At 60.0% G+C, this 13,384-nt stretch carries 13 protein-coding genes; 8 read left to right on the top strand and 5 right to left on the bottom strand.

Annotated elements, in window-relative coordinates; translation table 11 throughout:
- Nucleotides 1-22 precede the first annotated feature (22 nt).
- The 7 genes from ACWR1S_RS14695 (at nucleotide 23) to ACWR1S_RS14665 (ending at nucleotide 8,024) form a co-directional block, all read left to right on the top strand.
- Complete coding sequence (locus ACWR1S_RS14695) at nucleotides 23-1,681, top strand: Na/Pi cotransporter family protein (protein WP_454564008.1); 1,659 nt, start codon at nucleotides 23-25, stop codon at nucleotides 1,679-1,681.
- A gap of 168 nt (nucleotides 1,682-1,849) precedes the next feature.
- Nucleotides 1,850-3,241: a M16 family metallopeptidase gene (locus ACWR1S_RS14690; RefSeq protein WP_454564007.1), complete on the top strand. Its 1,392-nt coding sequence runs from the start codon at nucleotides 1,850-1,852 to the stop codon at nucleotides 3,239-3,241.
- A gap of 191 nt (nucleotides 3,242-3,432) precedes the next feature.
- On the top strand, nucleotides 3,433-4,461 hold the full coding sequence (locus ACWR1S_RS14685; RefSeq protein WP_454564006.1) for a DUF5924 family protein: 1,029 nt from the start codon (nucleotides 3,433-3,435) through the stop codon (nucleotides 4,459-4,461).
- 54 nt (nucleotides 4,462-4,515) lie between these two features.
- Nucleotides 4,516-5,664 carry an MlaE family lipid ABC transporter permease subunit gene (locus ACWR1S_RS14680; protein WP_454564005.1) on the top strand — a complete coding sequence of 383 codons (1,149 nt, stop codon included), beginning with the start codon at nucleotides 4,516-4,518 and terminating at the stop codon, nucleotides 5,662-5,664.
- Complete coding sequence (locus ACWR1S_RS14675; protein WP_007911797.1) at nucleotides 5,661-6,464, top strand: ABC transporter ATP-binding protein; 804 nt, start codon at nucleotides 5,661-5,663, stop codon at nucleotides 6,462-6,464. Before ACWR1S_RS14680 ends, ACWR1S_RS14675 begins: the two co-directional genes overlap by 4 nt.
- A 1-nt stretch (nucleotide 6,465) precedes the next feature.
- Nucleotides 6,466-7,404 (top strand): MlaD family protein, encoded by a 939-nt coding sequence (locus tag ACWR1S_RS14670; protein WP_016986431.1) that lies wholly within the window; start codon nucleotides 6,466-6,468, stop codon nucleotides 7,402-7,404.
- Nucleotides 7,401-8,024: an ABC-type transport auxiliary lipoprotein family protein gene (locus ACWR1S_RS14665; protein WP_454564004.1), complete on the top strand. Its 624-nt coding sequence runs from the start codon at nucleotides 7,401-7,403 to the stop codon at nucleotides 8,022-8,024. The genes ACWR1S_RS14670 and ACWR1S_RS14665 overlap by 4 nt, the downstream gene beginning before the upstream one ends.
- Nucleotides 8,025-8,145: 121 nt before the next feature.
- On the opposite strand, the gene ACWR1S_RS14660 is transcribed toward ACWR1S_RS14665, so the two are convergent.
- The 5 genes from ACWR1S_RS14660 to ACWR1S_RS14640 form a co-directional block, all read right to left on the bottom strand.
- Nucleotides 8,146-9,375: a nucleoside recognition domain-containing protein gene (locus tag ACWR1S_RS14660; RefSeq protein WP_454564003.1), complete on the bottom strand. Its 1,230-nt coding sequence runs from the start codon at nucleotides 9,373-9,375 to the stop codon at nucleotides 8,146-8,148.
- A 231-nt stretch (nucleotides 9,376-9,606) separates the two neighbouring features.
- A complete protein-coding gene (gltP, locus tag ACWR1S_RS14655) occupies nucleotides 9,607-10,938 on the bottom strand; it encodes a glutamate/aspartate:proton symporter GltP (RefSeq protein WP_454564002.1) in 1,332 nt (443 codons plus the stop codon).
- 700 nt (nucleotides 10,939-11,638) lie between these two features.
- Nucleotides 11,639-12,103 carry an inhibitor of vertebrate lysozyme family protein gene (locus ACWR1S_RS14650; RefSeq protein ID WP_454564001.1) on the bottom strand — a complete coding sequence of 155 codons (465 nt, stop codon included), beginning with the start codon at nucleotides 12,101-12,103 and terminating at the stop codon, nucleotides 11,639-11,641.
- 2 nt (nucleotides 12,104-12,105) lie between these two features.
- Nucleotides 12,106-12,270 (bottom strand): DUF1328 domain-containing protein, encoded by a 165-nt coding sequence (locus ACWR1S_RS14645; protein ID WP_003177151.1) that lies wholly within the window; start codon nucleotides 12,268-12,270, stop codon nucleotides 12,106-12,108.
- A gap of 73 nt (nucleotides 12,271-12,343) precedes the next feature.
- Entirely contained in the window at nucleotides 12,344-12,628 is a 285-nt protein-coding gene (locus tag ACWR1S_RS14640; protein ID WP_093429512.1) for a hypothetical protein, read from the bottom strand.
- A 428-nt stretch (nucleotides 12,629-13,056) separates the two neighbouring features.
- Here ACWR1S_RS14640 and ACWR1S_RS14635 point away from each other — a divergent pair.
- Nucleotides 13,057-13,384 (top strand): response regulator (locus tag ACWR1S_RS14635; RefSeq protein ID WP_454564000.1); only part of this gene is annotated, 328 nt, incomplete at its 3' end.

Below are 13,384 nucleotides of genomic sequence, written 5' to 3'. Positions count from 1 at the left end.
ACTGCTATTACAGGGGGTCTGCATGCTCACCCTGCTCAATCTGCTTTCCGCCGTTGCCCTGCTGATCTGGGGCACGCACATCGTCCGAACCGGCATCCTGCGGGTGTACGGCACCAACCTGCGCCATGTGATTGGCCAGAACATGTCCAAGCGCTGGCTGGCCTTTGTCGCCGGCATCGTCGTCACCGCGATGGTGCAGAGCAGCAACGCTACCGCCATGCTCGTCACTTCCTTCGTCGGCCAGGGCCTGATGGCGCTGACCCCGGCGCTGGCGACCATGCTCGGCGCCGACGTCGGTACCGCGCTGATGGCGCGGGTGCTGACGTTTGATCTGTCGTGGCTGTCGCCGCTGCTGATTTTTCTCGGGGTGATTTTCTTTCTGTCGCGCAAACAGACGCGGCTCGGGCAGATGGGCCGGGTGTCCATCGGTCTGGGGCTGATCATTCTCGCGCTGCAATTGATCGTCGAAGCTGCCGCGCCGATCACCCACGCTCAAGGCGTGAAAGTGATTTTCGCTTCGCTGACCGGCGACCTCCTCCTCGACGCCTTGGTTGGCGCGTTGTTCGCGATGATTTCCTACTCCAGCCTCGCCGCCGTGCTGCTCACCGCGACGCTCGCCGGCGCCAGTGTGATCAGCCTGCCGGTGGCGATTGGTCTGGTGATTGGCGCCAACATCGGCAGCGGCATTCTTGCCTTCATGAGCACCAGCATGCAGAACGCCGCTGGCCGGCAAGTGGCGCTGGGCAGCCTGTTGTACAAACTGATCGGCCTGCTGCTGATCATCCCGGTACTTGACCCGCTGGTGCACTGGATCGACAGCCTCGATTTCAGCCCGCAGGAAATGGTCATCGGCTTCCACCTGCTCTACAACACCGCGCGCTGCCTGATTCTGCTGCCGTCGGTGGGGCCGATGGCGCGACTCTGCGCGTGGCTGCTGCCCGAGCGGCCGGAGGTCAACGGCACCGCCAAACCACGGCACCTCGATGCCACCGCGCTGGTCACGCCGAGCCTGGCCCTGGCCAACGCCGCACGGGAAACCTTGCGCATGGGCGATCTGCTGGAGAACATGCTCGACGCCACCCTTGACGTACTGCGCGGCAAGCAGACCGCTGTCACCCAGGAAATACGTCGGCTGACCGACGACATCGAATCCTTGTACAGCGCGATCAAGCTTTACCTGGCGCAGATGCCCCGCGAAGACCTCGGCGAACAGGACAGTCGGCGCTGGGCCGAAATCATCGAGCTGGCGATCAACCTGAAGCTGGCCGCCGACCTGATCGAACGCATGCTGCGCAAGATCCAGCAGCAGAAGACTTCGCAGCGCCGCTCGTTTTCCGAAGAAGGTCTGGAAGATCTGGCCGGATTGCAGCAGCAACTGATCTCTAACCTGCGCCTGGGCCTCTCGGTGTTTCTCAGCGGCGACCGCGAAAGTGCCCGGCAGTTGCTCCGCGAGAAACGCCGTTTCCGCGCCCAGGAGCGCCGTCTGGCCCATGCGCATGTCAGCCGTTTGCAACGCAAGATCGTGCAGAGTATCGAGACCAGTTCGCTGCATCTGGAGTTGATTGCCGACATGAAGCGGCTCAATTCGCTGTTTTGCGGCAGTGCGTATGTGGTGCTGGAAACGGCGGATACCGGGGCGCTGGGCGCGGATGATATTGCCGACATTACGCATTCGCCTTGAACGTCTGGGGCTGGGTTTAGTCAGTTACATTGATTCAGCCTTCAGGCCGCTATCGCGAGCAGGCTCACTCCTACAGGGGGACGCATTCCAAATGTAGGAGTGAGCCTGCTCGCGATGGGGCCCTGACTGACGACACGGATCTCCAAATCAGCCGTACGGAAGCCTGTTATGCGTTGCCTGTTGTTCGCCTGTCTGTTGCTCGGTTCCCTGCCCGCCTTTGCCCTGGATCGTTTTCAGGTTGAAGGCTATGCGTTGCCCAACGGTTTGCAGTTGCTGCTCAAACCCGGCACCGAGCGCGGTCACGTGGCGATCCGGCTGGTGGTCGGCGTCGGTCTCGATGATTTCGATTGCGATGAGAAAGAGTTGCCGCACCTGCTCGAACACCTGCTGTTCAGCGGCATCGACGCCACGGGCGAAGGGGGGCTGGAGGAGCGCATGCAAGCGCTGGGCGGTGACTGGAATGCCTTCACCAGCAACGCTGACACCACGTTCGTCATCGAAGCCCCGGCGAAAAACCAGCGCAAAGTGCTCGACCTGCTGCTCGCTCTGCTCACGCAAACCCGCATCGACGACAACGCGATCAACGCCGCCAAACGTGTGGTCGAGCGCGAGGACGGCGGCCATTACACCCGTCTGCAACGCTTTCTCGACCGCCAGGATCTCGGCCACACCGCGAGCAATCAACTCGCCGTCGAACTGGGCCTGAAGTGCCCGCAGCGCGCCGAAGTCGGTCACCTGACTCAGGAACAGTTGGAGAAGGTGCGCAAGGCCTGGTACGCGCCGAACAACATGACCCTGATCGTCGTCGGCGAACTCGACAAACTGTTGCCGGCTTATCTGGAGCGCACCTGGGGCGCGCTCGACGCGGTCGAGCCGAGCGAGCATCGTGCGCTGCCGGACATCAGCACCCGTGCTGCCCATGCGCGCACCCTCACCCGTGGTTTTATCGGCGACAGTGCCAAGCTGCACTGGTTGGTGCCGGAACCGGTGATCGACGATCAGTACGACCAGACCTTCGACATTCTCAAGGATTACCTCGACTGGGCGCTGTACCGGCAGATCCGCCTCAATCACGGCTTGTCGTACGGGCCATGGGCTGAGCGCGAGGTGTTTGGCGGCGTCGGTTTCATGAGCCTCAACGCCGACCTGGATCGTGATGATGTCGACGAAGCCATACAAGTGCTGGAAGACCTCAAGGCCGATCTGCTGAAAAACGGCCTCGACCCGGACACGTTCGCGCGGATCAAACAGGCTTCAATCGCCCATCAGGCGTGGGCGGTGCAGGGCAACAGCGCGATGGCGGATTATTACTGGAGCGCCCTCGGCGATTACGAGGATGGCCGCTTCGCCAACCCGGCGCGCGAACTGCAGGGCGTGACGCTGGAAGCGGCGAACAAGGCCATGCGTGAGTTGCTGTTGCAACCGGGGTATTTGCGGATCGAGAAGCCGTTGATCAGTGATGATCAGGTGTTGTGGTTGAGCGCGGGTGGGTTAGGTGTGTTGCTACTGATCCTGATCGGCTGGCGCCTGCACCGCCGCCGCAACCCCGCCGAACACTGACCCTGTGGGAGCGAGCTTGCTCGCGAAAGCGGTGTGTCATTCAACGAATGTGGTGACTGCCCCGCCGCCTTCGCGAGCAAGCTCGCTCCCACAGGGTGAGGTGGTGAATTTACTGACAGGCAGCCTCGCCACAACGCCCGGCGGGCGCTACTCTGTCGAGGTTTTTTCCTATCCAGTCGTGAACCACCCAAATGCCGAAAATACAGCTTCTGATCCAGCGCATCCTCGAACTGATGAAGCGCTATCCTGGGGTCATTGCGCTCGGCGGTTTCATTTCCGGGGTCGGCAGTTTCATCATGGTCGATCGTCAGCAAGGGCTGGCGAGCTGGATCACCGTGATCATGCTGCTCAGCTGGATCTGGCTGATGCTGGAAAACACCCTCACCGGCCTCTTCACCCGCGTGTTCAAACGCGAGATTCCCCAGCCGCTGCTGCGTTACGCAACGCAGATGATCCACCAGGAAAGCCTGTTTTTCGTTCTGCCGTTCTTCTTCATCACCACGACGTGGAACAGCGGCCAGTTGTTCTTCACCGGCCTGCTCAGCGTCGCCGCACTGATTTCCATCGTCGATCCGCTCTATTACAAATGGCTGGCGCCACGGCGCTGGGCGTTTCTCGCGTTGCACACCCTGACCCTGTTCGCCGCCCTGCTCACCGCGTTGCCGGTGATCATGCACCTGACCACGGCGCAGAGCTTCAAGTGGGCGCTGGGCATTGCCGTGCTGCTGTCGTTCCCGAGCCTGGCGTCGATCTTCCCGATCCGCACGGTGCGCAATGCGCTGGCGATTCTGTGCATCACCGTCGGTATCGGTGCTGTCGGCTGGACCCTGCGTTCGTGGGTGCCGCCGGCGACGCTGTGGATGACCGACGTGGCAATCAGCACGCAAATGCAGGATCGCACCCCCGGTGCCAGCCTTGATGAAGTCAGCGCCGAACAGATCCGCAACGGCGGGCTTTACGCCTACACCGCAATCAACGCGCCGCGCGGGCTCGATGAGCGGATTTATCACGTCTGGCAGTTCAACGGCAAAGAGGTTGACCGCATCGCTCTCGATATCCATGGCGGGCGCAAGGAAGGCTATCGGGCGTGGACGCACAAGCAGAATTTCCCTGGCAGTCCGGCCGGCAAGTGGCAAGTGCGCGTGCTGACCGAGGATGGCCAGGTGATCGGCGTGCTGCGCTTCGAAGTCACGGACAGCACAGCGATCAAAGAAAAGTAATCCGGTTCGTGCTATTACGTTAGTTCGCTTAGCAGACGAACAAGCACGGAGCTTATGACCAGCAGCTCGATCAGCGGTAATGCCCAACTGGACACGTCTATCAGCCCTGCCCGCCTGCGGGTCACGGGGGACTGGACGCTTGCCCATTACGCCGAGCTCAAGCAACTGAGCGAAAAGCTCCACGGCCAGTACGACGCCAACACCCCGATCGACCTCAACAGCCTCGGCGCCCTCGACACCGCTGGCGCTTCGTTGCTGGTCGAACTGCTCGGTTCCGAGCGCCTCGGCAAGTCCGCCGAACACCCCGATTGCACCCTGACTTCCGCCGACCGCGCGCTGCTGCAAACCGTGTATTGCTCGATGACCGACTTCTGCGTGCCGATCAAAGAGCCGGAAATCAGCGTCAGCGTGCAGTTGCTGACGCGCATCGGTCGCGCCGTCGACACGGTCTGGCAAGACACCTTGCAACTGCTCGGTTTCGTCGGCCTGATTATGGAAACCATCGCTCGCAACCTGTTTCGGCCCAAGCGCTGGCGCATCACCCCGATGATCGCGCACATTGAGCAAACCGGCCTCGACGCCGCGCCGATCGTGGCATTGCTGACCTTTCTGGTCGGCGCGGTGGTGGCGTTTCTCGGCGCGACGGTGCTGGCCAGTTTCGGTGCAACGATTTTTACCGTGGACCTGGTGGGCTTCTCGTTTCTGCGTGAATTCGGTGTGCTGCTCACGGCGATCCTGATGGCCGGCCGCACCGCCAGTGCCTTTACCGCGCAGATCGGCTCGATGAAGGCCAACGAAGAAATCGACGCGATTCGCACCCTCGGCCTCGACCCGATGGAGCTGCTGGTGGTGCCGCGTGTGCTGGCGATGCTGGTGGCGCTGCCGATGCTGACGTTTCTTGCGATGCTCTGCGGGATCATTGGCGGCGGCGTGGTGTGTGCGGTATCGCTGGATATCTCGCCGGCGATGTTCCTGACGCTGTTGCAGTCGGACATCGGCGTGCAGCATTTCCTGGTCGGCTTGGTGAAGGCACCGATCTTCGCCTTCATCATTGCCGCGATTGGTTGCCTGGAAGGCTTCAAGGTCAGCGGCAGTGCCGAGTCGGTCGGTGCCCACACCACGTCTGCCGTGGTGCAGTCGATTTTCGTGGTGATCGTGCTCGACGCGGTGGCCGCTCTGTTCTTCATGGAGATGGGCTGGTGAGTCGTCTACCCCGCGCGCCCTCGGAGGCGGTGATCGAAGTCCGTGGCCTGTGCAATCGCTTCGGCAGCCAGAGCGTGCACGAGAACCTCGATCTGGATTTGTACAAAGGCGAGATTCTCGCCGTGGTCGGCGGTTCCGGCAGTGGCAAATCAGTGCTGTTGCGCAGCATTGTCGGACTGCGCCGGCCCAGCGAAGGCATGGTCAAAGTGTTCGGCAAGAACCTGCCGAGCCTGTCCGAACACGAACGCTCGCTGGTCGAACGGCGCTTCGGCGTGCTGTTCCAGAAAGGCGCGCTGTTCTCCTCGCTGACCGTCACCGAGAACGTCGCCCTGCCCCTCATCGAGCACGCCGGCCTCAGCCGCAACGACGCCGAGCACCTGGCGGCAGTGAAGCTGGCGCTGGCCGGATTACCACTGTCAGCGGCGGACAAATACCCGGCGTCGCTCTCTGGCGGCATGATCAAACGCGCCGCGCTGGCCCGGGCCCTGGCGCTGGATCCGGACATACTGTTTCTCGACGAACCTACTGCCGGCCTCGATCCGATTGGCGCGGCGCAATTCGATCAATTGATCCTGACCCTGCGCGATGCACTCGGCCTTAGCGTGTTTCTGGTGACCCACGACCTCGACACGCTCTACACCATCACCGACCGCGTGGCGGTGCTGGCGCAGAAAAAAGTGCTGGTCGCCGGTCCCATCGACGTGGTCTCGGAAACCGACGACGCGTGGATTCACGAATACTTCCACGGCCCGCGCGGCCGCTCGGCGCTGGACGCCGCCAAATTGCTTAACGAGGTCTGACATGGAAACCCGAGCGCATCATGTGTTGATCGGCTTGTTCACCGTGATCGTGGTGGCAGGTGCCCTGCTCTTCGGTCTGTTCCTGGCCAAGTCCAGCGTCGACACCGAGTTCAAGGATTACGAGATTGTCTTCAGCGAAGCGGTCAGCGGTTTGTCCAAGGGCAGCCCGGTGCAGTACAGCGGGATCAAGGTCGGCGATGTGATCAACCTGCGCCTTGATCCAAAGGACCCACGGCGGGTGCTGGCGCGGATTCGTCTGGCCGGTGATACGCCGGTCAAGGAAGACACCCAGGCCAAACTGGCACTGGCCGGGATCACCGGCACTTCGATCATCCAGCTCAGCGGTGGTACGCCCGAGAGCCCGAAACTGCGCGGGCATGACGGTAATCTGCCGACCATCGTCGCCTCGCCCTCGCCTATTTCGCGCTTGCTCAATGACTCCAACGATTTGATGACCGGCATCACTGCGCTGCTGCAGAACGCCAACCAGATGTTCTCTGCCGAGAACGTCGAGCGCGTCAGCAAAACGCTCGCGCATCTGGAGCAAACCACCGGGACGATCAACGATCAACGCGGCGACATCAAACAGGCCATGCAGCAACTGGCGACCGTCGGCAAACAGGCCGGCAGCATGCTCGAACAGACCTCACTGCTGATGCGCAACGCCAACGGCCTGATCAACGACCAGGGCAAACAGGCACTGGGCAGCGCCGAGCAGGCGATGAAGTCGCTGGAGCAAAGCACGACCACCATCAGCACCTTGCTCAGCAAAAACGAAAACTCCCTCGATAACGGCATGCAGGGCCTCAATGGCCTGGCCCCGGCGATCCGCGAACTGCGTGAGACGCTGACCTCGCTGCGGGCCATCTCGCAACGCCTTGAGGCCAACCCCAGCGGCTACTTGCTGGGCCGTGACAAGAACAAGGAATTCACACCATGAAGCTGACTCGACTTGCCCTTCTCGCCGGCTTCACGCTGATCAGCGCCTGTTCGATTCTGCCCAAGTCCGAGCCGTCGGACGTCTATCGCCTGCCAATCGCACAGGCGCCCGCCTCGGCCAGCTCGGTGGCAACGCAGCATTGGTCGTTGCGACTGAACAAGTTGCAGGCCAGTGAGGCATTGAACCGGCCGACGATTGCGGTGATTCCGCAGGGTGACGTGATCAGCAGCTACAAGGGTTCGCGCTGGAGCGATCCGGCGCCGGTGCTGGTGCGTAATCGCTTGCTCGACGGGTTTGCGCGTGATGGCCGGGTGACGTTGCTCAGTACCGATGACAGCAACTTTGCCGCGGATCTGGAATTGGGCGGGAGTTTGCAGGCGTTTCAGACCGAGTATCAGGGTTCGCAGGCCAGCGTCGTGGTGCGGGTTGATGCGTTGCTCGTGCGTGGTTATGACCAGCGGATTCTGGCCAGTCGCCGGTTTGAAGAGCGCCAGCCGTTGAGTGATGTGCAGGTGCCGGCAGTGGTCGCAGGCTTTGGCCAGGCCAGTGATCGCCTGACCGCCAAAGTCGTCGCTTGGGCTGTCGACCAAGGCCAGAAACTGGCCCCCCCAAAACCTTAAACCCAACACACAACCCCTGTAGGAGTGAGCCTGCTCGCGATAGCGGTGTATCAGTCACCGATGATGGCGATTGATAAACCGCTATCGCGAGCAGGCTCACTCCTACAGTTTGGATATTTGGTTAGCCGAAGAACCAGTAGCAGACGGCAATGGCGCCCACCACACCAGCGAACTCCGCCAACAACGCACACCCCACCGCATGCCGCGCGCGCTGAATCCCCACCGCGCCGAAATACACCGCCAACACATAGAACGTCGTTTCGGTACTGCCCTGCACCGTCGCCGCGACCAGCGCCGGGAAGCTGTCGACGCCCGAGGTCTGCATCGTTTCGATCAACATCGCCCTTGCCGCGCTGCCGGAAAACGGTTTGACCATTGCCGTTGGCAAGGCATCGACAAACCGCGTGTCCCAACCGGCCCACTCGACCAGATGGCGAATCCCGTCCAGACCAAAGTCCAGGGCACCAGAGGCACGCAGCACGCCCACCGCACAGAGCATCGCCACCAGATACGGCAGCAGATTCTTGGCGACGTCGAAGCCCTCTTTGGCGCCTTCAACGAACGCCTCGTAGACCTTGACCTTCTTTAGCGCGCCGATCAGCAGGAACAGCATGATCAGACCGAACAGCGTGAGGTTGCCGAGGATCGACGACAGTCCCGCCAAAGCCGTCGCCGAAAGCGTGCCGAGCAGCGCCATGAAGCCACCGAGTATCAACGCCCCGGGAATCAGATATGCCATCACCACCGGATCCCAGATTCGCAGCCGCTGCATGAACGCCACCGAGAGGAAACCGACAATCGTCGAGCAACTGGTTGCCAGCAGAATCGGCAGGAACACCAGCGTCGGGTCCGGCGCGCCTTGCTGGGCGCGGTACATGAAGATCGTCACCGGCAGCAGCGTCAGGGAGGAGGCGTTGAGCACCAGGAAGAGGATTTGTGCATTGCTGGCGATGGTGGCACTGGGATTGAGCTCCTGCAGCGCCTTCATGGCTTTCAGGCCGATGGGCGTCGCGGCGTTGTCGAGGCCCAGACCGTTGGCGGCGAAGTTCAGGGTGATCAGACCAAGGGCAGGGTGACCGGCCGGGACTTCCGGCATCAGCCGCAGAAACAGCGGACCGAGCACTTTCGCCAGCCATTCGACGATCCCGGCCTTCTCGGCGATGCGCAGAAAGCCCAGCCACAGGGTGAGGGTGCCGAACAGCAGCACCATGACTTCGACCGAGAGCTTGGCCATGGCGAAAATGCTTTCCACCATCGCCGCGAAGATCCCGGCGTTGCCGCCGATCAGCCACTGCGCCAACGCCGACACGGCTGCGACGATAAAGAAGCCAAGCCACAGGCCATTAAGCATCAGTCAAATCCCCCGAAGAATGCGGCGAATGATAGCGGGGTCGCCAGAAACGACAAACCCCGGATTTCTCCGGGGTTTGTGTGTGCCTCATTTGTGGCTTGGCTCACATCCCCTGTGGGAGCGAGCCTGCTCGCGAAAGCGTCCTGCCAGTCACTTCAGTGCTTAATGACACTCCGCCTTCGCGAGCAGGCTCGCTCCCACAGAAAAGCCAATCTCCACAGGGTTCAGCAATCAGTTCTTCGAGATTTCGCCCGCTGGCAGTTTTTCCTTGCTGCGCCAGTGCGGCAGGGAGTTCCAGTAGCGCTGGCCCTTGGCATCGTCGTACATGCCTTCCCAGCGTGCGATAACCAGTACCGCCAAGGCATTACCAATCACGTTCAGTGCAGTTCGCGCCATGTCCATGATGCGGTCGACACCGGCGATGAACGCCAGACCTTCCAGCGGAATACCAACACTGCCGAGGGTCGCCAGCAGCACCACGAAGGACACGCCCGGTACACCGGCGATGCCTTTGGAGGTGACCATCAGGGTCAGCACCAGCAGCAGTTGTTGGCTGATCGACAGGTCGATGCCGTACAGCTGAGCGATGAAGATCGCGGCGATTGACTGGTACAGGGTCGAACCGTCGAGGTTGAACGAGTAACCGGTCGGCACCACGAAGCTGCAGATGGCTTTCGGCGCGCCGTAGGCTTCCATCTTCTCGATCACGCGTGGCAGCACGGTTTCCGAAGAAGCGGTGGAGTAGGCCAGGACCAGCTCATCCTTGAAGATGCGCATCAGCTTGAACACCGAGAAACCGAACATCTTGGCGATCAGGCCCAACACCACGAAGGCGAAGAAGGCGATGGCGAAGTAAACCAGAATGACCAGTTTGGCCAGCGGCACCAACGATGCGAAGCCGAAGTTGGCCACGGTCACCGCGATCAGGGCGAATACGCCGATCGGCGCATAGTTCATGATCATGTGGGTGACTTTGAACATGCTTTCCGAAACGCCCTGGAACATCTTCACCAGCGGCTCGCGCAGGTCCGACTGCAGGCTCGACAGACCGAGACCGAACAGCACGGAGAAGAAGATGATCGGCAGCATTTCGCCGCGAGCCATGGCCGCGAAGATGTTCGACGGGATCAGGTTGAGGATGGTCTCGATGAACGCATGTTCATGTTGTACTTCGGCGGCAGTCGCCTGGTACTTGGAGATGTCCACCGTGCCCAGGGTGCTCATGTCGATGCCCGCGCCCGGATGGAACAGGTTGGCCAGCAGCAGGCCGACGACGATGGCGATGGTGGTGACGATTTCGAAATAGATGATCGTCTTCAGGCCGATACGCCCGAGCTTCTTGGCGTCGCCCACGCCGGCGATGCCGACAATCAGGGAGGAGATGACGATCGGGATCACGATCATCTTGATCAGACGGATAAAGATATCGCCTGCCGGTTGCAGGACGTTGCTGATCCACCAGGCCTTCTCGGCACTGAAGTGGTTGAGCAACGCACCAATTGCAATACCCAAAACCAGACCGATGAGGATCTGCCAGGCGAGGCTAATTTTTGCCTTCTTCATTATCTTTACCCTTACTTGCGTTTGACTCAGGCACATGCAGGAACTGGAACGCTCTTGGCGGAAAAGTCTGTGCATCTGCCTCCGTATAAGGTGCCCCGAATTGCGTAATTACGGCTCTTCGGCAGGCGAAAAAAGGCGCAACTATTCCGATGCAAGGTTGCGCCGTCTAATGCCGTAAACGCCTACCCTATGCCGAATCGGCATGAGCTTTTTTAAATGAAACTGGCGTCCCAACCGGTTCGATTGTGACATTTCGGCCGGCATAAGTGCCGTGAACCGGTCATTACAGCGTGGGTTGGTTATTTTTTGAACGAGAAAAATCGACGAAAAATCTAGGAAAAAGCCTACGCAGGAAGACTAGAAGTCCTATTGTTTAAACGGTCTCTTTGTCGATATACGGTCGCCGTGAAACACCGCGTAATGTTTTCGCGCGCAGTGTCAGCGATAAAAAAGGTGAGCTGGACGCTCTGGATCAATGTTTTGCTCGATTGAAAGCTCAGCGCAAGTCCGTCGAACCGCTGTGGGTCGGCGAACCTGCGGCGCAGCTTTTACCCTGACCCGGCCCTCGCGCAGGCACTCCCTGTACCCGTAGGTCACTCCGACCCTGCAACAGTCAGAACGTCCCGGCCCCTTGGTCATGCGCCTGCCTTCCTCAGGTGGGCGCAATGGAGGGCAGCAGGGCGCTGCCCTCATGTTCAAATCAATACCACTTCGGATCTTTCTTCAGGGTTTCCATCAACAGATCCTGCATGCCCTGATCGGGTTTGCCGAGGAAGCGGTAGGTGGCATGTCGCGTTGGCGACTTGTCGGCCGGCAATCCTTCAGGCACATCGACGAGCATGGCGTAAGCGTCTTTCTTGTCGTAACTGAACGCGACGATCAAGCGATGGTTCAGGCATTTGTCTGCGGATTCGCAGAGCGGTCCGACCAGATACTTGTCGCCATCTTCAGTGACGGCATTCATCTGTTGGTCAGGCGTGCCGGAGAGGTTCATCACCCATTCCGGCAGGCGTTCTTCCTTCTTCACCACGCCTTCCCAGGTTTCCCGGTATTGCGGGTCGGAACTCAACAGTTCGTTGACTCGCGTCTGACCGTCATTGGCCGCCATCGCCATGGCACTACCGCCCAGAAGCAGGGCGGCTGCCAGTGTCTTTAACGCACTCATCGTTAACCTCGGCCGCGACGGCCAAAGAAGAAGGAAGCGATGAACATCACCAGGAACACGACAAAGAGAATCTTGGCGATACCCGTGGCGGTGCCCGCGATACCACCGAAGCCCAGTACTGCAGCGATGATGGCAATGATCAAGAATGTAATTGCCCAGCTCAACATGGTGATTCTCCTTACTTCTCTATTTAGGGGTGTTGCGTGTTCTGGCGCTGCGCGCCCGAATTCATTCAATCAGTCAGAAAACCCAACGCTCTTCACGTGGCAATTGATCCAGCGGCTGCGCCTGATCGACGTCCATCATGCGCATCGAAGCGCTTTCGGCCTGGCTGCTGCTGACGGCGCTGAAGTGTGTTTGCGTGTTGTGCTGGATCGAGATCAACGGCTCAACCTGCTGGCTGTTTTCCCAGCGCAGGTATTGCTGGCAGGCGATCAGGGTGATTAACAGCGCCAAAACGCCAAACAGACCTTGCTGGATGTGCAGTGGCGAGATACGCACTTGGGCGGCACGTTGGCGAGTCATCCTGGGTTCCTCACTCTTATTCGGTTGGGGCAGTTCATGTTCTGCCCGGGCTGAGTGAGGTATTGCAGCCTGCATGCCAGTTTTTTAATTGAAAAATATTCAATGAAATCAACAAGTTAAAACTGTGTTGAAAAGCGATAACGACGCATCCTGCACGATGGGCCATCTGGGATCGTGCGCAATGCACGATTTTTTCGTAGGAGAATTCATTCTTATGGAATTGAGAGCAGGGCGCAGATGTCAGAAATGTATGCAGGGAAGGCTCTGCAATTCGGTGATTGTTTAAAAAACCAACAAAACCAACAACTTGGCCGTAATGGCAGGAGAGAGCTACCCTCCCATGGCTGGCATCGTTCAGAATCAACCATGCAACTTGCCCGATTTTTCCGGGACTAACCCAAGACCAATCACTATGGAGCGTAGGAAAAATGGAATCTGCCACTGAGCATCAAGGCCGCATTCTGCTGGTGGACGACGAATCCGCCATCCTGCGTACCTTCCGTTATTGCCTCGAAGATGAAGGCTATACGGTCGCCACCGCCAACAGCGCGGCCCAGGCTGACGCGTTGTTGCAACGTCAGGTCTTCGACCTGTGCTTCCTCGATTTACGCTTGGGCGAAGACAACGGCCTCGACGTACTGGCGCAGATGCGCATTCAAGCGCCGTGGATGCGTGTGGTGATCGTCACTGCGCATTCGGCCGTCGACACTGCCGTGGATGCGATACAGGCGGGCGCTGCCGATTATCTGGTCAAGC

It is taken from the genome of Pseudomonas sp. AIG (genome assembly GCF_977020205.1).
The sequence above is the reverse complement of the archived record's forward strand: the minus strand, read 5'-3'. Positions and strand labels throughout refer to the sequence as shown.